Here is a 16795-nt window from a genome sequence, read left to right as displayed (position 1 = left end):
GCTTACCGGCTGCCCCGCCGGGCGATGAAGATTCCGGCCAGGACGATGGCGGCGCCGGCGGCCTGCCAGGCGCTGAGCGGTTCGTCCAGCAGGATCCAGGCGAACACGCCGGCGGCGGCGGGTTGCAGGAGCAGGCTGACCGAGGAGAAGGCCGGCGGCAGGTGGGCCAGGGCGTAGGCGATCAGGCTCTGGCCGCCGGCGTGGCTGATCACGCCCAGGCCGGCCAGCACCAGCCAGCCGTACAGGCTGGGCGCGACCAGGCTTTCGCCCGACAGCAGGGCGATGGGCATCAGGGTCAGGCCGGTCACCAGCCCGGTCCACGTCATGATGGTGGCGGTCGAGAACTCCGCCCGCAACCGGCCGACCGACAGGATGTAGCCCGCGTAGAACATGGCCGTGACGACCCCGAGCGCGTCGCCGAACAGGTGGCTGAGGCTGAGGTTCAGGCTTTCGCCCATCAGCACGACGGCGCCGCCGATCGCCAGCGCCAGCCCGGCGATGAACGTCCGCGAGAAGCGCTGCTTGAACACCGCCCAGGACACCAGCGTGACGAAGATCGGCGCGAAGTTGGCGAGCAGGGTCGAGTTGGCCACCGAGGTGAACTGGATCGACCAGTGCCAGACCGCCAGGTCCCCCGCGAAGAACAGGCCGGCCCAGGTCAGCCGCAGATAGTCCCGCCGGGTCGAGGGGCGGCGGGGTGCCGCCGTGCCGCGCCCCTCCAGCGCCAGCCACGCCAGCAGCACCGGCATCGCGAAGCCGATGCGCCAGAACGCCGTGGCGGTCGGCCCGATCTCGCTCAGCCGGACGAAGATCGGCGACAGCGCGATGCCCAGCGCGCCGACCAGCAGGGCGATCAAGGCGATGCGCGCGGCGCGGTCGGCCGCGACGGCGGCGGGGGACAGGCTTGGCGACGTGGTTCGGGATGTGGCCGGAGGGGTGCTGGGCATCGGGGGAGGGTTCCGAAGGAAACTGGTCCGGGAAAGAGACGCGCGGGATGCGCATGGACACCCGGCGGAGGCGCCGTGGCAAGAGGGGAATTCGTCAGGGCGGCCATGCTCCGGGATTTCAGTGTCGCGGGGCATTTCGCCGCGCGGCGATTCGGGTATAGTGAGGGTCATGTCTGCTTCCTCCACGGCTCCCAAGCCCTCGGCGATGCCGCCGCTGCTCGGTCCCGGCGATCCGCCGCCGGTGACGGTCCTGAACCGCGAAGGCCGCGCGCCGGTCCTGCTGCTGTGCGACCACGCCTCCAACGCCATGCCCGCGTCGCTGGGGACGCTGGGGCTGGACGACACGGCGCTGTCCCGGCACATCGCTTATGACATCGGTGCCGCCGACGTGACCCGGGCGCTGGTGGAGCGCTGGGACGCGGCGGCCGTGCTGTCCGGCTATTCCCGCCTGATCATCGACCTCAACCGCGACCTGGACGACCCGACCTCGATCCCGGTGATCAGCGACGGCGTGGTGGTGCCGGGCAACCGGGCGCTGGACCCGGCGGACGCGGCGCAGCGGGTGGACGGACTGTTCTGGCCCTATCATTCGACCGCGGCCGCCGAGATCGACCGGCTGCGCGGGCGCGGGCAGGTTCCGGCGGTCGTGTCGATCCACAGCTTCACCCCCGTGATGAACGGTATCGAGCGGCCCTGGCATATCGGCATCCTGTGGGACCGCGATCCCCGGATGCCGGTGCCGGTGATGGAACGGCTTCGGGTCGACGCCCGCCTGGTGGTGGGCGACAACGAACCCTATACCGGCAAGGACACGGAGGGATCGACCATCGACCGCCATGCGGTGATGCCGGGCCTGCCCCATCTGCTGGTGGAGATCCGCCAGGACCTGATCGACACCCGCCATGGTGCGGCCGAATGGGCCGGCATCCTGGGCGAGGCCCTGGACGAGGTCCTGGCCGACACTACCTTGTATCGCATCCAGCATTTCTGAGGATCATGGCTGCACCGGCCCCCAGCTTCACGCTCGGCATCGAAGAGGAATACCTGCTGGTCGACCGGCAGACCCGCGATATCGTGCCCGAACCGCCCGAGGACATGCTGGAGGCGTGCGCCGCCGTCGCGCCCGAGCAGGTCCATCCCGAGTTCCTGCGCTGCCAGATCGAGATCGGCACCCGCGTCTGCGCCGATCTGTCGGAGGCGCGTACCGAACTGGTCTGGCTGCGCCGTTCGGTCGCCGAGGTCGCCGACCGCTACGGGCTTGCGGCGATCGCGGCTTCGACCCACCCGTTCGCGGTGTGGCTGCCGCAGAAGCACACCAACCGCGACCGCTACAACATGCTGGCCCGCGACATCGGGGCGCCGGCGCGGCGTCTGATGATCTGCGGCATGCATGTCCATGTCGGGATCGAGGACGAGAACCTGCGCATCGACCTGATGAACCAGGTGCGCTACTTCCTGCCCCACCTGCTGGCGCTGTCCACCTCCTCGCCCTTTTGGCAGGGACAGGACAGCGGGCTGAAGAGCTACCGGCTGGCGGTCTGGAACGAGCTGCCCCGCACGGGCATGCCGGAGGAATACCAGAGCTTCGGCGAGTTCCAGCAGCAGGTCGGCGCCCTGGTCGATGCCGGGGTGATCGAGGACGCGACCAAGCTGTGGTGGGACATCCGCCCGTCGGGCCGGTTCCCGACGCTGGAAATGCGGATCAGCGACATCTGCACCCGGCTGGACGACACGCTGACCGTGGCCGCCTTCTATGTCTGCCTGCTGCGCATGCTGTGGCGGCTGCGGCGTGGGAACGTCGCGTGGCGGCGCTATCGCAACCTGCTGCTGGAGGAGAACCGCTGGCGGGCGCAACGCTACGGCTTCGACGCCGGCCTGATCGATTTCGGCCGGGGCGGCATCGTGCCCTACGGGGAGCTGCTGGACGAGCTGATCGGCCTGCTGCGCGAGGACGCCGAGGCGCTGGGCTGCGTGGAGGCGATCGAGAACGCCCGCGGCATCGTGGCCCGGGGCACCAGCGCCCACCGGCAGGTCGCCGTCTACCAGGAGGCGCTGGCGGCCGGCGCCACGGCGGAGGACGCGCTGAAGCTGGTGGTGGACTGGCTGATCGGGGAGACCCTGCACGGGCTGGAGCCTGTGCCGCTGGCGTGAGTGCGGGGCGGGCATCGGGGGCGGGGTCACTGTTCGGACCGCGCGGAAGGTCGTCAAAGGTCACTATGCCGGCTGGCTGCGCGGCCGGGGAGGGGCGCGGATCTGGTCGATGCGGCTGCGGATCTCCGGCCGGCCCATGAGGAAATGGCCGCGCTGCCCGGCTCCCATCGGCGAATAGCCCGCCCGGCGGACCGCCTGCGCCGCGCCGGCACCCGCGGCCATGGACTGGCAGAACAGCTCCTGCCCGTAGCTGATGTGGATGGCGGGAGAGGACGCGGCAGAGGTGGTCATGCCACCGCCAGGAGCACGCGGTCTGGACCCGCGGCAGTCCGGCACGGTAATCGCCTTGAGCACAGAAGCATCAAGTACAGGCCGCAACGCTCCCTTTTCGTCATGACCGGATCAAGCCCGCCCGTGAAGAGGAAAGGGTGCCGCTTCGCTCTGCCCGACCACATTCTTTCGACGAATAGGCTTTTGACGAATAGGCTTTCGATGACCAAGCAATCACCGTGCCCGACAGCCGTGGTCCATGGCCGCCCGCCGAGTGATGCTGTCGGCAGGGAGGACAGCCTCCCCCTGAGGGGGTGAGTCCGCCACCGTGCCGTCCGATCCGCTCGGCGACACACCTCTCGACGAGGCGGTTGCGCCCGGCGGCGGGCGATGCCATGTCAAGCCGACGGCTTCCGCTTGGTCGGAAGCGCTTTGGGGAGTGGACGACGATGACCGAACTGGACGAACGCACGCGCACCGAGCTTGAGGCCGCGGCCTTCCGGCAGCTGGTCGAGCACCTGCGCAACCGCACCGACGTGCAGAATATCGACATGATGAACCTGACGGGGTTCTGCCGGAATTGCCTGTCCAAATGGTATCGGGCCGCCGCCGAGGGCAAGGGGCTGGAGATGAGCTACGACGATGCACGGGAGATCATCTACGGCATGCCGTACGAGGAGTGGAAGAGCAAGCATCAGGCCGAGGCTTCCGCCGAGCAGCAGCAAGCCTTCGCCGCCGCGCAGGCCCGCTCGGACCACTGAGGGGCGGCGCCTCGGAGTTGAGAGACTGTTGAGGAACCGCCCCCTCTTCATCCTGGAGCGGTTTCCGAACAGGGTGACCCGGTCTGGTCCATACAGCCGCCCAACGCATCGGTCCGGTTGTCCCGGCCGGGCCGCAGGACAGTGCTTTCGACCGGTTTTCCGTAGGTCGGCCTCGGCCGAAGGCCGACGCCGACAGAGGGGGGGGCGGAGCGTCGATGCAGAGCGTCGGAGTTCGCCCTGGCGGGCGAAGTCCGACCTACGGCATTCTCCCCCTGAAGGGGGCGGGGGACAAGATTCTCGGGGCGGGGCGTCGCCGGGGGTGCCCTTGGCGGCCGGATTGGCTATGGTGCCTCCGACAGGTCGTTTCTGGTGACGAGGAATTCATGACGGACACTTCAGTTGCGGCGCGGGCCGATGCCGGGCCGGCGAACGATGTCGGCGGTATCGCCGCCGATCGCCTGCGCTCGTTCGTGGAGCGCATCGAGCGACTCGAGGAGGAGAAGAAGGGCATCTCGGACGACATCAAGGATGTCTATCTGGAGGCCAAGGGCACCGGCTTCGACGTGAAGATCATCCGGACGATCATCCGGCTCCGCAAGAAGGCCAAGGAGGAGCGTCAGGAGGAAGAGGAGCTGATCGAGCTCTACAAGATGGCGCTCGGCATGGAGTGAGCGACCGCGCTCGCCCGGTGAAGCGCTAGGTCGGCGACGAGGCGGGCGAGCCACGGATCGGTTCGGGGATCGTGCCGGGGAATGCGCCCGCAGGCGGCCCGGCGGCGGGCGATCCCGAGTCGGGCATCGGCGGCGAGGCGGGAGGCCAGGCGCCCGGCCGCCGCGATACGCCCGGCGTCACGGGGGTGGCGGCCGCCGAGCAGTGCCGCCGACAGGACTGCGCGCGGCGGCGGGCCGGCGAAGTCCCGGTACAGGTCGGCCAGAAGCGTCGTCGCATCGGCGTTGTGGGGGTGCGAATCGTCCATCATGGGGCGATGTGACCACAAACCCACCCCGCAGTCAAAGGAATTTATTCCGATCCTAACCTGCTGCCCGGCGGCCTACTGGCTCGCCCAGACGATCCGCGCCATCCAGGTGATCTCGGTCGGGTTGAGCGTGCGCAGCGGGTGGGCCGGGTTGATCGACTGGAGCTCGATCCGGTTCGCGGTCGAGCGCAGGAGTTGCTTGGCCATCACCTCGCCGCCGGTGGTCTTGACCACGACCCGGTCGCCGCGCCGCAGGCTGGCCGAGGGCGAGACGATGATGATGTCGCCGTCGCGGTAGACCGGCTCCATGCTGTCGCCGGTGATCTCCAGCGCATAGGCCTGGGGATCGCCCACGTGCGGGAACTGCAACTCGTCCCAGCCGCTGCCGACGGGGTATCCCGCGTCGTCGAAGAAGCCCTGGGCGCCCGCCTGGGCATAGCCGATCACCGGGATGCGCTGGGTGGCGCCGGTGATCTGCTCGTTGTCGACCAGGCTGACGAAGTCGCTGAACGAGCTGGCGGTCGCCTCCAGCACCTTCGAGATGCTCTCGGTCGACGGCCAGCGCAGCTTCCCCTCGGTCGTGGTCCGCTTGCTCTTGTTGAACGTCGTCGGGTCCAGCCCGGCCCGCCGCGCGAGGCCGGAGGCCGACAGCCCGTTCTGGGCCGCGAGGCGATCGATCGCCTGCCAAATGTCTGCATGTTTAAGCATGGGAACAATTTCACATATTCTGATCCTCATGTCCCTAGGAACGTTTTCATAAAAAGCTTGACGTAGGAATTAAAGCGGAACATAAGGGGAACATCAAGGGGGTTCTTCCCGCCGGAAGATGCCCTTCCCCGCAATCCAGTCCGTATAGGAGGTGCCGCCTTGCCCGGCCACCCGCCCCCGTCATCCTGCCGGTTCCCCCCGCCTCTCGCCGCCGGAAATCCCGGATCTCCGCGCCCCGGGCGGGATCCCGGCGACTTCACGGTACCGTTCGACAGCACCGAGGAAGCCTGGTTCTGGTTCGTCCAGGCCCAGGACGCCCGTTCGTCCGGAGCCCGCATCGTCGCCGGCCGCGGCATGGTGCCGCGCCCCTGCGAGCCGCTCGACATGCTCCGCGTGGTCGACCGGCTGTACCGCCAGCGCAAGCTGATCCGCGACCACCTGCATGTGCTGGTGCATTACGGCCGCCGCCTGATGGCTCCCGATCCGGAGCGCCGGCTGGAGGTGCGGGCGTCCGGCCTGTGGCGGGAGGCGCTGGCCTTCCTGGACCCGGTGCTGCGCGAGAAGGGCATCGTCGCCGACGCCCGGCTCGCGGGATGAGCGGCACCGTGGCGCCCGCCGCCCCGCCCCGCGCCGAGCCGCGGGCCTGGGTGGTGTTCTGCGGCGATGCCGACCTGTGGTGGCTCCGGCTGCTGCGGCCGGGCTTTCGCCACTGCTTCGTGGCCCTGAACGACGGCACTCACTGGATCACCGTGGACCCGCTGTCGCCGCACCTGGAGATCGCGGTCCAGCCGGTCGCCGCCGGCTTCGACCTGGTCGGCTGGTTCGCCGAGCGCGGACACGCCGTGGTGGCGGCCCCGGTCCGGCGCGACCTGGACCGGCCGGCCCCGTGGGGGCCGTTCACCTGCGTCGAGGCGGCCAAGCGGGTGCTGGGGCTGCACGACCCCTGGGTGCTGACGCCCTGGCAGCTCTATCGGCGGCTGCTGGATCCGGCCTTGCCGGTCGGGTGCGCGTCCGCCGAAGCCGGTTCGCCGGCCTTTTCCTGAACTTTCCGAAGGAGCCTGATCCCCATGGCCAAGATGTTCTCGCCGCCCAAGGTGCCGTCCGTCGTGACCACGACGTCCCCGGCCGCCCCATCCCCGACGGTGACCGTCACCCCGGCGCCGGCCGTGCCGGAGGCGACCGCGCCGCCCGTTCCCGCGCCGCCCGTGCCCAGGCCCGATCCCGCCCCGGCGGTGCCGGTCGAGAAGGAGCCCGCCACCAGGCCGGTGCCGGCCGAGCCCGTGGCGCCGGCTCCCGCGCCGGTCACGCCCGTGCCCACGCAGGAGCAGGCCGATGCGCTGGCCGCCGCGGAGAAGGCGCTGGCCCGGCGCGACCGCAGCCTGACCGGCACGGTGCTGACCTCGTGGCGCGGCGTCCTCCAGCAGGCCGGCACCGGCGCCGCGCCGGCGCGCAAGCGCCTGCTGGGGGAGTAGGGCGATGGACGCCCCGGCGCTGCTCCAGCGCTTCAGCGCGGCCAAGTCCAGGCGGAGCGTCTGGGAAGCCCATTGGCAGGAATGCTACGACCACGCCCTGCCCCATGGCGGCGGGTTCGGACCGGGGGGAAGCCCGGGCGAGCGCAAGTCCGACCGGCTGTTCGACGGCACCGCGGCCGATGCGGTCGAACAGCTCGCCGCCAGCCTGCTGGCCCAGCTGACGCCGCCCTGGTCGCGCTGGTTCGGCCTGGCGCCCGGGCCGGACCTGGACGATGCCGAGCGGGATGCCGCCGCACCCGTGCTGGAGAAGGCGGCGATCACGCTGCAATCGCATTTCGACCGATCGAACTTCGCGGTCGAGATGCACCAGTGCTACCTGGACCTGGTGACCGCGGGGACCGCCTGCCTGCTGTTCGAGGAGGCGGCGCCGGGCGATTATTCCGGCTTCCGCTTCACCGCGGTGCCGCTGGCCGAGGCGGTGCTGGAGGAGGGGGCGGACGGACGGCTGGACGGCACCTTCCGGCGCAGCGAGCTGACATTGGCGCAGCTCCGGCTGCGGTTTCCCGACGCCGCCATCCCGGACGCGCTGGAGCGGGAGGCCGCCCGCGATCCCCAGGTCCGGTTCCCGGTGGTCGAGGCGGTCCTGAAGGACGGGCCGGCCTACCGCTACAGCGTGATCCTGGACAGCGGGCTGGCGGAGGCGGCCGTCCTGGCCGAGGGGCGGTTCGCCCGCTCCCCCTTCATCAATTTCCGCTGGCTGAAGGCGCCGGGCGAGACCTATGGCCGGTCGCCGGTGATGAAGGCTCTGCCCGACATCAAGACCGCCAACAAGGTGGTCGAGCTGGTGCTGAAGAACGCCTCCATCGCGGTCACCGGCATCTGGCAGGCCGACGACGACGGCGTGCTGAACCCCGGCACGATCCGGCTGGTGCCGGGCACCATCATCCCCAAGGCGGTCGGGTCGGCGGGGCTGACGCCGCTGGCGACGCCCGGCCGGTTCGACGTGTCGCAGCTGGTCCTCGACGACCTGCGGCGGCGCATCCGCCACGCCCTGCTGGTGGACCGGCTGGGGCAGGTGTCGGACGGCCGGATGACCGCGACCGAGGTGCTGGAGCGGTCGGCCGAGATGTCGCGCCTGCTGGGCGCCACCTATGGCCGGCTTCAGTCCGAGCTGCTGACGCCGCTGATGATGCGGGCCGTCGCCATCCTGCGCCGGCGCGGCGAGATCCCCGACGTCGCCGTGGACGGCAGGACGGTCGAGTTCCAGTACCGCTCGCCGCTGGCCCAGGCGCAGGCCCAGCGCGACGTCCAGGCGACTCTGCGCTGGCTGGAGGTGGCCGGCGGCCTCGGCAAGGACGCCGAGGCGGCGGTCGACCATGCCGCCGCGGCCCGCTGGCTCGGCCGCTCGTTCGGCGTGCCGGGGGAGCTGGTCCGGGCGGCGCCCGCGGCGGAGTGAATTCCCTTCTTCCTTCCCTTCGTTTCATCCTGAGGAGTGTGAGTCATGAGTGAGTCCCTGCTGATCGATCCCGCGGCTTCCGACCCGGCTTCGCCCGGCGCCGGCGTTGCCGACCGCGCGGCGCTGATGCGGATGCTGGGCGTGCCGGACGCGCCGGACGGCTATTGCATCCGGTGCGACCACGGGCTGTTCGAGGCCGACCCGGACCTGAACCGGCGGCTCCACACCGCCGGCTTCACGCCCGAGCAGGCGCAGCTGCTGTACGACCTGGCGGCCGAGCGGCTGGTGCCGATGATCCGGCAGATCGCCTTCGAGTTCGAGGCGGAACGCGAGGTGATGCGGCTGGTCAGCCATTTCGGCGGCGAGGAGGCGTGGCGCGAGATCTCCCGCCAGCTCCTGGCCTGGGCCAAGAAGAACCTGCCCGCGTCGGCACTGGATGGACTGACCACCAGCTATGACGGGGTGATCGCCCTTCACCGCATGATGACCGCGTCGGAACCGGCGGCGCTCCGCGCCGCGAGCGAGACCCAGCCGGCGGGCGGCGAGGCCGACCTTCACAAGATGATGCGCGACCCGCGCTACTGGCGCGACCGCGACCCGGCGCTGCTCGCCAAGGTGACGGAGGGCTTCCGCCGGATGTATCCCGACCGCGAATAGGCCGGGCGCCCGGGGCGCTCCTTCGGGGGCGCTCCGGGGCGCATCGGGTTCATGGCATTACGCGCAGCGTATATATGTACGGTTGACGTGGCTATTTACGCGGCGCATAACTATCGCGTGATCAAGACCTTCGCAGACAAAGGCACCGCCGCCCTGTTCCAAGGCCACTTCCTGAAAGGGATGCCGGCCGACATCCAGCGCCGTGCGCTGGTGAAGCTCGTATTGATCGATACCGCCGTGACCGTGGAGGACCTGCGTGTCCCTCCCGGCAATCGCCTGGAAGCCTTGCGCGGAGACCGCCAAGGCCAATACAGCATCAGGGTCAACGGCCAGTGGCGCATCTGCTTCGTCTGGAAGGATGGCGATGCTTTCGAGGTGGAGATCGTCGACTACCATTGAACCGGAGAATGACGGGAGGACGGTATGGTCATCACACGTGAGGATATCGACGCGGGGCGGATCGATTTTGCCGACGTCGCGACAGGGGAGATGCTGCTGCCCGTTCACCCCGGTGAGATCCTGTCGGAGGAGTTTCTCGGCCCGCTTTGCATTTCGGCTTACAAACTGGCGAAAGACGTGGGTGTGCCGGCAACGCGCATTCACGCCATCGTCACCGGAAAGCGCGGCATCACCGGGGATACCGCGCTCAGGCTCGGCCGGTATTTCGGCACCTCCGCGCAGATGTGGATCAATCTCCAGGCCCGGTATGATTTGGAAATAGCCCGCCGGGAAGTCGGCGACAGGGTCGTGGCCGAGGTCGTGCCGTTCCGGGCCGCCTGACCGGGGGCCGCCTGAACCGGACCTTCGGGGGAAAATTCGCGGAGCGATGAAAAAGGGCTTGACCACAAAGGAATAAAAACCTAATACTCTCCTCGTCAACACCAGAACTCCGTCCACCAGGCCGGACCGCACCCCGCGGTCCGGCCTTTTTCTTTGCCCGCGTCACGGCGGGCCTTCCAGAAAGGGTCGCGCATTCATGTCCAGCACCATCGACAGGGCCTTCGTCAAGCAATTCGAACGCGAGGTCCATGAGAGCTTCCAGCGGATGGGCTCCAAGCTGCGCAACACCGTGCGCAGCAAGGGCGACGTCCGCGGCGCCTCGACGATCTTCCAGAAGGTCGGCAAGGGGGTCGCCTCGCCCAAGGCGCGCCACGGCACGATCCCGGTGATGAACATCGACCACGCGCCGGTCGAATGCATCCTGACCGACTATTACGCCGGCGACTGGGTCGACAAGCTGGACGAGCTGAAGACCAACATCGACGAGCGCTCGGTCATCACCAATGCCGGCGCCTATGCGCTGGGGCGCAAGACCGACGACCTGATCATCGCCCAGCTGGACACCTCGGTCAGCTATGCCGGCCTCGCCACCGACGGCCTGACCAAGGCCAAGGTGCTGTCCGCCTTCGAGACGCTGGGCCAGGCCGACGTTCCCGACGACGGCCAGCGCTACGCGGTGGTCGGCTGGAAGCAGTGGAGCCAGCTGCTGGCGATCGAGGAGTTCGCCAAGTCCGACTATATCGGGCCGGACGAGCTGCCGTGGCGCGGCACCCAGGCCAAGCGCTGGCTGGGCACCCTGTGGATCCCCCATTCCGGCCTGACGCTGAACGGAAACGTGCGGCTCTGCCACTGGTACCACAAGACGGCGGTCGGGCACGCGGCCGGCGCCGACGTGACCACCGACGTGACCTGGCACGGCGACCGCGCCTCGCACTTCGTCAACAACATGATGAGCCAGGGCGCCTGCCTGATCGACACCACCGGCGTCGTCACCCTGCGCTGCCTCGAGAGCTGATCGATCCCTCATCCCCAGGAGTTCCGAAGATGGCCTTCAAGACCAAGGACCTCAGCGTCCTCGCCTATGCCAACGGCTTCACGCTCTGGCACTTCGTCACCGGCGACCTCGCGGCGGAGGCCGATACCGCCGGCTATTTCAACGCGGCCTCCGACATGCTGCGGGTCGGCGACATGATCATGGCCAACCTCGACGCCGACGGGACGCCCCAGGCCGGCATCCTGCTGGTCGCCTCCAACAGCGGCGGCACCGTCGATGTCGTCAACCTGACCCAGGTCGGTGCCTCCAACAGCGACTGATCCCGCCCCCTGCCAGAGGAGAACCACCCAATGGCGCTGACCCCGATCGGTCTGTGCAGCAGGGCCCTGATCAAGATCGGGGCAGCTTCCATCACCGGCTTCACCGACGGCACCGCCGAGGCGGAAGTCGCGGACGCGCTCTACGGCTCGACCCGCGACGCGCTGCTCTCGGCCAACGCCTGGAGCTTCGCGACGGTCCAGGCGACGCTGGCCCGGCTAGCCGAGGCGCCGCTCGGCGACCACGGCTTCGCCCATGCCCTGCCGGTCGATTTCCTGCGGGCGCTGTCCGCCGGGACGCCCGGCCGCGGCCGGGGCATCGGCTACAGGATCGTCGGCACCACGCTCCAGTCGGATAGCGACCAGGTCACGTTGACCTATGTCAGCCGCCCGGCGGAGGCGGCCTTCCCGCCCTTCTTCGACCAAGCCCTGATCGCCCGGCTGGCGGCGGAGTTCTGCCTGCCCCTGACCGAGAACACCAGCCGGGCGGAGGCGCTGGCCCGGCTGGCGGAGGCGGAGTTCCGGCGCGCCCGGCTGATCGACGTGCAGCAGGACAGCCAGCCGGGCTTCGAGGACTTCACCCTGGTCGAGGCGCGCGGCCGATGACCCGGGTCAGGACCCTCAAGACCAACTTCACCAGCGGCGAAATCTCCCGCCTGCTGCTGGGGCGCGGCGACCTCCGGGCCTATGACAACGGGGCGCTGACCCTGCGCAACCTGCTGATCCACCCGACCGGCGGGATCACCCGGCGGCCGGGCATGGCGTTCTCGGCCGAGGCGCGGGGGCCGGGGCGGCTGGTCGCGTTCGAGTTCAGCACCGAGCAGACCTACCTGCTGGCCTTTTCCGAATACCGGATCGACGTCCATCACGGCGACGCCGTCGTCGCGACCGTCGATGCGCCCTGGACGGTGTCGCAGCTGGGCCAGATCACCTGGACCCAGAGCGGCGACACCCTGCTGGTCTGCCATCCCGACGTCGCCCCGCGCAAGCTGAAGCGCACCGGCGAGTCCTCGTGGTCGCTGGAGGAGTGGCAATTCCTGGCGGAAGGGGAGGCGGTGCGCCAGCCCTGGTACCGCTTCGCGCCGGCCGGCGTGACCCTGACGCCGGCCGGAACCACCGGGACCGTCGTCCTGACCGCCTCGGCCGCCGTGTTCCAGGCGGGGCACGCGGGCGTCAGGCTGCGGGTGGCCGGCCGTCAGGTCACCGTCGTGGACGTGCTGTCGGAGACGCAGGTGCGGGTCCTGGTGGCCGAGACGCTGACCGGGACCGCCGCCACTGCGGTCTGGGACGAGCAGGCATTCTCGGCGCTGCGGGGATATCCGGTCTCGGCCGCGTTCCACCAGGACCGGCTGGTGATCGGGGGCTCGCGCGAGCTGCCGAACCGGCTGTGGCTGTCGCGCTCCGCCGACATCTGGAACTTCGACCTGGGCACCGGGCTGGACGACGAGGCGATCGAGTTCGGCATCCTGTCCGACCAGATCAACGCGATCCGGGCGGTGTTCTCGGGCCGGCACCTGCAGGTCTTCACCTCGGGGGCGGAGTGGATGGTGACGGGGGAGCCGCTGACGCCCCAGACCATCCAGCTCAACCGCCAGACCCGCATCGGCTCGCCGACCGACCGGTCGGTGCCGCCGCGCGACGTGGACGGGGCGACCCTGTTCGTGTCGCGCAACGGTCGGGAGATCCGGGAGTTCCTGTTCGCCGACAGCGAGCAGGCCTACCAGGCGACCGACCTGGCGCTGCTGGCCCGGCACCTCGTGACCCGACCGGTCGACCAGGACTACGACCAGGGACGCCGGCTGATGCTGATCGTCATGGCCGACGGCACGCTGGGAGCCTTGACCCTGTTCCGCGCCGAGCAGGTCACCGCCTGGACCCGGATCGACACCGGCGGGACGATCCATTCCGTCGCCGTCGTCGGCGACGACGTCCATCTGCTGGTCCAGCGGCCGGAAGGCTTCTCGACCCGCTGGAACATCGAGCGGCTGGACGACGCGCTGCACCTGGATGCCGGCCTGCACGGCGAAAGCGACGAACCGGCCGCCGTGTGGTCGGAGCTCGACCATCTGGAGGGGCGGGCCGTCGCGGTGGTGGCGGACGGCGTGCTTCGGCCGGACGCGACGGTGTCCGGCGGCGCTATAACGCTGGACCCGCCGGCCCGCACGGTGGAGGCGGGACTTCCCTTCACCCATGTGGTCGAGCCGCTGCCGCCCAGCCCGCTGTCCACGGGCGGCGGCCGGGGACCGGCGCTCCGGCTGGTCCAGGTGGTCTTCCAGCTGGAGGACACCGCGGCGCTGCGGGCCGATGTCGGCGCCGGCCTGACCGACTTCCCGCTCCGCCGGCTGGGCGACGCGGCGCTCGGCGACACGGCCCCGCAGCGGGTCAGCGGCGACCGCCGCCTGCGCTCGCTCGGCTGGGCGCGCGACCAGACCAGACCGCTGTGGCGGATCGAGCAGGACGCTCCCCTGCCTTTCACGCTGCTCTCCGTAACCATGGAATTGAAGGTGAACGACTGATGGGTGGCATTGCCAACGTGGCCTTGCAGGCCCTGCCGGTGATCTCCAGCGCGCAGCGGGTGGTCAACGGCTTCTCCAGCGCGTCGGATGCCCGCAGGGCGGCGCAGCTCGAGGCGCAGCGGAGGGCCGAGGAACTGGCCTTCGAGAAGCAGAAGGAGGCGAATCGGCAGCAGGCGCTGACCGACCAGAAACGCCACGCGGAGGAGGTGCTGCGCGAGACCCATGCCCTGCAGACCCGGCAGCTCCTCCAGGACCAGACGGCCGCCGCCGAGGCGCAGCGGGCCGACATCGAGACCCGCCGCACCCAGATCGAGGCCAGCGCCGCGGCCGACGAGGCGGCCCGCCGGGACGCGCTCCGCCGGGCGGTCGGGCGCACCCGGGCCGGCCTGGGAGCGCGGGGCGGCGGCACCGCCGACGGATCGGGCGAGGCGGTGCTGCTGGGGCTGGTCAGCCGGACCGACGGCGACAGCCGGAACGCCGCGGCGGTCGAGCGGCTGCGCGGGCAGGCGCTGTCCCAGGAGTCCGAGGATACCCGCCGGCGCAACCTGCTGGACCAGTCGCAGCTGGCCGAGCGCCAGCGGCTCGAACTGTTCGGCAACGCTTATTGAAGGCGGTGAGAAGGGCCGTAGGTCGGCCTTCGCCCGTCAGGGCGAACGCCGACACCCTGCGTCAACGCTCCGGCCACGCCGTCGGCGTCGGCCTTCGGCCGAGGCCGACCTACGGCGAACCAACAGGGGCTGGACGGGAAGTGGACACGTCATGACAGGACACATCAAGATCGGCGCGGTTCCCCCGCGCCGGCACTATATCGCCGACGGGACCCAGCGGGCCTTCGCCTATCCGTTCCCGATCTTCGCGTCGGAGGACCTGGAGGTCCATCTGGACGCCGCCCTCCAGACCGGCGGCTTCACGGTGACCGGCGGCGGCGCCACGTCGGGCGGCACCGTCATCTTCGACGCGGCGCCGGCCGAGGGCGTCCAGGTCACCCTGCTGCGCCGGCTGCCCTACGAGCGGGTGACCGATTTCCTGGAGAGCGGCGCGCTGCCGGCCCGGTCGCTCAACGACGAGTTCGACTACCTGACCGCCTGTGTCCAGCAACTGGCCGACGACGCGCTCCTGACGCTGCGCTATGCCGCGACCGACCTCCCGGCCTCGTCGCTGCTGCCCGGCCGGGCGGTGCGGGCGAACCGGCTGCTGGCGTTCGACGGCGGCGGCAACCCGACCGTGACGCCGGCGGTGGATGCGGACACGCTGAGCAGCTTCGTGGCGCCGGGGGCCGGCGCGGTCCGGCGCTCGATCCGGGACAAGCTGGCCGACGTGGCGTCGGTGCGCGATTATGGCGCCGTCGGCGACGGCATCGCCGACGACACCCTGGCGATCCAGGCCGCGCTGACCGCCGCCACGTCCGTCTTCGTGCCGCCCGGCACCTACCGGGTGACCGGGACGTTGCCGGTGGGATACGGGCAGACGCTGCACGGATCGGGTTCGGGGTCGATCCTGCGCGCGGACGGCGAGGGCTTTCCGGTCGTCCTGCTGCCCGACAGCTATGCCGGCCTGCATCATCTGCGGATCGAGCAGGGCACCGTCGGCATCAAGCTGACCGGGCGCGACGGGCCGTGCGTGCAGAACGCCGTCCACGACGTGACGGTGTGGGACACCGGGACCGGCATCGTGCTGGACGGCGGCGACAGCCCGGACCGGCCCTGCTACTGGAACAACTTCGCCCGGGTGCTGGTGGTCCGCCACCTGCTGCACGGCGTCCACTTGGTCCGCACCGGGGAGGGCGACACGCCGAACGCCAACAAGTTCCACTGCGTCCGCGTCTATTCGCTGGCGGTGCCCAGCGCCGGCTCGGGCTTCTATGTCCAGCACGGGCGGTATAACAACGCCTTCGTCGATTGCGAGGCGAACCTGTCGACCACGGCCCATTCCTGCTTCCGGATCGGGCCGGACACCGACAAGAACCTGCTGGTCAACCTCTATACGGAATCGGTCGGCGGCGTCCCCAACGTGTACCTGGAGGCGGGCTCGAAGGAGACCTCCGTCACCAACCTGTTCTCGGCGAGCGGCGGGCCGGCGATCTGGGACCAGTCGGGCGGCGAGTTCACGGCCTACAACGCGGGCTATCCCGCCAAGAACAGGCTCAAGAAAAGCCAGGTCACCGACCTGACGGTGGAGGCGATGCGGTACGAGACCCGCTTCGTCGACCCGGTCGCGGGCGGGCTGGTGCTGCCCGACATGACGCGCTCGGTCCACCTGGTCAGCGCCTTCAACGGCGCCGTCGAGTTCCGCCTGCCGGCCCCGCTGGATGCCGAGGGGCGGTCGCTGACGGTCAAGAAGATGGACCTGAGCGGCAATGCCGTCACGGTCACGGACGCCACCGGGTCGGGGCCGGACGGCAGGCCGTTCCCGCTCGGCAGCCGGTACGATTTCGTCACCGTCGTCTCCAACGGGGCGGCGTGGTGGATCACGGCGGCCCACGCGGTGCCGGGCAACGCCGGCTTCTTCGAGGGCGGCGCCCTGTTCGAGCCGGACCTGGCGCGGAGCTTCTATCTGGTCAGCGCCTATGGCGGGCCGACCGAAGTCCGGCTGCCGGCTCCGTCCGCCACCCTGGCGGTCGGCCGCACCGTCACGATCAAGAAATCCGACGTCAGCGGCAATGCCGTGACCGTCACCCAGGCGGGCGGCGGCGGACCCGACGGCGAGGCCATCGCTCTCGTCGAGAAGGGCCATGCGGTGACCGCGATGTCCAACGGCGCCGCCTGGCACATCCTGGCGCGCAATCCATGA

General features: G+C 70.1%; 21 protein-coding genes. 17 read left to right on the top strand and 4 right to left on the bottom strand.

The genetic code is table 11. The features are described from left to right. Positions 1 to 2 precede the first annotated feature (2 nt). Positions 3 to 947 (bottom strand): DMT family transporter, encoded by a 945-nt coding sequence (locus DPR14_RS21365; protein WP_158046946.1) that lies wholly within the window; start codon positions 945 to 947, stop codon positions 3 to 5. A gap of 169 nt (positions 948 to 1116) precedes the next feature. On the opposite strand from DPR14_RS21365, the gene DPR14_RS21360 reads away from it, so the two are divergent. Continuing rightward, positions 1117 to 1938 (top strand): N-formylglutamate amidohydrolase, encoded by an 822-nt coding sequence (locus DPR14_RS21360; RefSeq protein WP_158046945.1) that lies wholly within the window; start codon positions 1117 to 1119, stop codon positions 1936 to 1938. Between the two features lie 5 nt (positions 1939 to 1943). Continuing rightward, on the top strand, positions 1944 to 3098 hold the full coding sequence (locus DPR14_RS21355; RefSeq protein WP_158046944.1) for a carboxylate-amine ligase: 1155 nt from the start codon (positions 1944 to 1946) through the stop codon (positions 3096 to 3098). A 63-nt stretch (positions 3099 to 3161) separates the two neighbouring features. Here DPR14_RS21355 and DPR14_RS21350 read toward each other — a convergent pair whose 3' ends face one another. Further along, complete coding sequence (locus tag DPR14_RS21350) at positions 3162 to 3389, bottom strand: terminase small subunit (RefSeq protein WP_158046943.1); 228 nt, start codon at positions 3387 to 3389, stop codon at positions 3162 to 3164. 428 nt (positions 3390 to 3817) lie between these two features. Here DPR14_RS21350 and DPR14_RS21345 point away from each other — a divergent pair, with 428 nt between their 5' ends. Together DPR14_RS21345 and DPR14_RS21340 are read left to right on the top strand one after the other, a co-directional pair. Further along, positions 3818 to 4129 (top strand): DUF1244 domain-containing protein, encoded by a 312-nt coding sequence (locus tag DPR14_RS21345; protein WP_158046942.1) that lies wholly within the window; start codon positions 3818 to 3820, stop codon positions 4127 to 4129. 383 nt (positions 4130 to 4512) lie between these two features. After that, positions 4513 to 4800 (top strand): DUF2312 domain-containing protein, encoded by a 288-nt coding sequence (locus DPR14_RS21340; RefSeq protein WP_158046941.1) that lies wholly within the window; start codon positions 4513 to 4515, stop codon positions 4798 to 4800. On the opposite strand, the gene DPR14_RS21335 is transcribed toward DPR14_RS21340, so the two are convergent. Beyond that, positions 4773 to 5108 carry a hypothetical protein gene (locus DPR14_RS21335; protein ID WP_158046940.1) on the bottom strand — a complete coding sequence of 112 codons (336 nt, stop codon included), beginning with the start codon at positions 5106 to 5108 and terminating at the stop codon, positions 4773 to 4775. The two genes, DPR14_RS21340 and DPR14_RS21335, sit on opposite strands and share 28 nt — an antisense overlap. Positions 5109 to 5180: 72 nt before the next feature. Next, positions 5181 to 5813 carry a S24 family peptidase gene (locus DPR14_RS21330; RefSeq protein ID WP_158046939.1) on the bottom strand — a complete coding sequence of 211 codons (633 nt, stop codon included), beginning with the start codon at positions 5811 to 5813 and terminating at the stop codon, positions 5181 to 5183. Between the two features lie 159 nt (positions 5814 to 5972). Here DPR14_RS21330 and DPR14_RS21325 point away from each other — a divergent pair, with 159 nt between their 5' ends. From DPR14_RS21325 to DPR14_RS21265, 13 genes are all read left to right on the top strand, one after another. After that, complete coding sequence (locus DPR14_RS21325) at positions 5973 to 6410, top strand: hypothetical protein (RefSeq protein ID WP_246148428.1); 438 nt, start codon at positions 5973 to 5975, stop codon at positions 6408 to 6410. An 8-nt stretch (positions 6411 to 6418) separates the two neighbouring features. Beyond that, positions 6419 to 6856 (top strand): hypothetical protein, encoded by a 438-nt coding sequence (locus tag DPR14_RS21320; protein ID WP_246148425.1) that lies wholly within the window; start codon positions 6419 to 6421, stop codon positions 6854 to 6856. A gap of 24 nt (positions 6857 to 6880) precedes the next feature. Continuing rightward, positions 6881 to 7285, top strand: a complete 405-nt coding sequence (locus DPR14_RS21315; RefSeq protein WP_158046937.1) for a hypothetical protein — start codon at positions 6881 to 6883, stop codon at positions 7283 to 7285. A 4-nt stretch (positions 7286 to 7289) separates the two neighbouring features. Continuing rightward, the gene (locus DPR14_RS21310) at positions 7290 to 8741 is read left to right on the top strand and encodes a portal protein (protein ID WP_158046936.1); all 1452 of its coding nucleotides are present in this window, start codon (positions 7290 to 7292) and stop codon (positions 8739 to 8741) included. Positions 8742 to 8786: 45 nt separating this feature from the next. Next, positions 8787 to 9398: a capsid assembly protein gene (locus DPR14_RS21305; RefSeq protein WP_158046935.1), complete on the top strand. Its 612-nt coding sequence runs from the start codon at positions 8787 to 8789 to the stop codon at positions 9396 to 9398. A gap of 117 nt (positions 9399 to 9515) precedes the next feature. Next, positions 9516 to 9797, top strand: coding sequence for a type II toxin-antitoxin system RelE/ParE family toxin (locus DPR14_RS21300; protein WP_158046934.1), 282 nt, complete (start codon positions 9516 to 9518; stop codon positions 9795 to 9797). Positions 9798 to 9821: 24 nt separating this feature from the next. Further along, on the top strand, positions 9822 to 10178 hold the full coding sequence (locus DPR14_RS21295) for a HigA family addiction module antitoxin (protein WP_158046933.1): 357 nt from the start codon (positions 9822 to 9824) through the stop codon (positions 10176 to 10178). Positions 10179 to 10374: 196 nt separating this feature from the next. Continuing rightward, entirely contained in the window at positions 10375 to 11193 is an 819-nt protein-coding gene (locus DPR14_RS21290; protein ID WP_158046932.1) for a phage capsid protein, read from the top strand. A gap of 29 nt (positions 11194 to 11222) precedes the next feature. After that, complete coding sequence (locus DPR14_RS21285; protein WP_158046931.1) at positions 11223 to 11492, top strand: hypothetical protein; 270 nt, start codon at positions 11223 to 11225, stop codon at positions 11490 to 11492. Positions 11493 to 11522: 30 nt separating this feature from the next. Continuing rightward, the gene (locus tag DPR14_RS21280) at positions 11523 to 12095 is read left to right on the top strand and encodes a phage connector family protein (RefSeq protein ID WP_158046930.1); all 573 of its coding nucleotides are present in this window, start codon (positions 11523 to 11525) and stop codon (positions 12093 to 12095) included. Beyond that, a complete protein-coding gene (locus tag DPR14_RS21275) occupies positions 12092 to 14005 on the top strand; it encodes a phage tail protein (protein WP_158046929.1) in 1914 nt (637 codons plus the stop codon). The genes DPR14_RS21280 and DPR14_RS21275 overlap by 4 nt, the downstream gene beginning before the upstream one ends. Next, on the top strand, positions 14005 to 14613 hold the full coding sequence (locus DPR14_RS21270; protein ID WP_158046928.1) for a hypothetical protein: 609 nt from the start codon (positions 14005 to 14007) through the stop codon (positions 14611 to 14613). Before DPR14_RS21275 ends, DPR14_RS21270 begins: the two co-directional genes overlap by 1 nt. Positions 14614 to 14764: 151 nt before the next feature. Further along, positions 14765 to 16795, top strand: coding sequence for a glycosyl hydrolase family 28-related protein (locus DPR14_RS21265; protein ID WP_158046927.1), 2031 nt, complete (start codon positions 14765 to 14767; stop codon positions 16793 to 16795).

The sequence above is a fragment of the Skermanella pratensis genome, from assembly GCF_008843145.1.
Taxonomy (GTDB): Bacteria; Pseudomonadota; Alphaproteobacteria; order Azospirillales; family Azospirillaceae; genus Skermanella; species Skermanella pratensis.
This window is presented reverse-complemented; position numbering and strand designations above follow the sequence as displayed.

Coding starts and splice junctions, on each gene's coding strand:
- DPR14_RS21305 (WP_158046935.1), top strand. CDS start 8,787: ATGAGTGAGTCCCTGCTGATCGATCCCGCGGCTTCCGACCCGGCTTCG.
- DPR14_RS21280 (WP_158046930.1), top strand. CDS start 11,523: ATGGCGCTGACCCCGATCGGTCTGTGCAGCAGGGCCCTGATCAAGATC.
- DPR14_RS21360 (WP_158046945.1), top strand. CDS start 1,117: ATGTCTGCTTCCTCCACGGCTCCCAAGCCCTCGGCGATGCCGCCGCTG.
- DPR14_RS21265 (WP_158046927.1), top strand. CDS start 14,765: ATGACAGGACACATCAAGATCGGCGCGGTTCCCCCGCGCCGGCACTAT.
- DPR14_RS21350 (WP_158046943.1), bottom strand. CDS start 3,389: ATGACCACCTCTGCCGCGTCCTCTCCCGCCATCCACATCAGCTACGGG.
- DPR14_RS21365 (WP_158046946.1), bottom strand. CDS start 947: ATGCCCAGCACCCCTCCGGCCACATCCCGAACCACGTCGCCAAGCCTG.
- DPR14_RS21275 (WP_158046929.1), top strand. CDS start 12,092: ATGACCCGGGTCAGGACCCTCAAGACCAACTTCACCAGCGGCGAAATC.
- DPR14_RS21295 (WP_158046933.1), top strand. CDS start 9,822: ATGGTCATCACACGTGAGGATATCGACGCGGGGCGGATCGATTTTGCC.
- DPR14_RS21310 (WP_158046936.1), top strand. CDS start 7,290: ATGGACGCCCCGGCGCTGCTCCAGCGCTTCAGCGCGGCCAAGTCCAGG.
- DPR14_RS21315 (WP_158046937.1), top strand. CDS start 6,881: ATGGCCAAGATGTTCTCGCCGCCCAAGGTGCCGTCCGTCGTGACCACG.
- DPR14_RS21335 (WP_158046940.1), bottom strand. CDS start 5,108: ATGATGGACGATTCGCACCCCCACAACGCCGATGCGACGACGCTTCTG.
- DPR14_RS21355 (WP_158046944.1), top strand. CDS start 1,944: ATGGCTGCACCGGCCCCCAGCTTCACGCTCGGCATCGAAGAGGAATAC.
- DPR14_RS21290 (WP_158046932.1), top strand. CDS start 10,375: ATGTCCAGCACCATCGACAGGGCCTTCGTCAAGCAATTCGAACGCGAG.
- DPR14_RS21340 (WP_158046941.1), top strand. CDS start 4,513: ATGACGGACACTTCAGTTGCGGCGCGGGCCGATGCCGGGCCGGCGAAC.
- DPR14_RS21330 (WP_158046939.1), bottom strand. CDS start 5,813: ATGCTTAAACATGCAGACATTTGGCAGGCGATCGATCGCCTCGCGGCC.
- DPR14_RS21270 (WP_158046928.1), top strand. CDS start 14,005: ATGGGTGGCATTGCCAACGTGGCCTTGCAGGCCCTGCCGGTGATCTCC.
- DPR14_RS21345 (WP_158046942.1), top strand. CDS start 3,818: ATGACCGAACTGGACGAACGCACGCGCACCGAGCTTGAGGCCGCGGCC.
- DPR14_RS21285 (WP_158046931.1), top strand. CDS start 11,223: ATGGCCTTCAAGACCAAGGACCTCAGCGTCCTCGCCTATGCCAACGGC.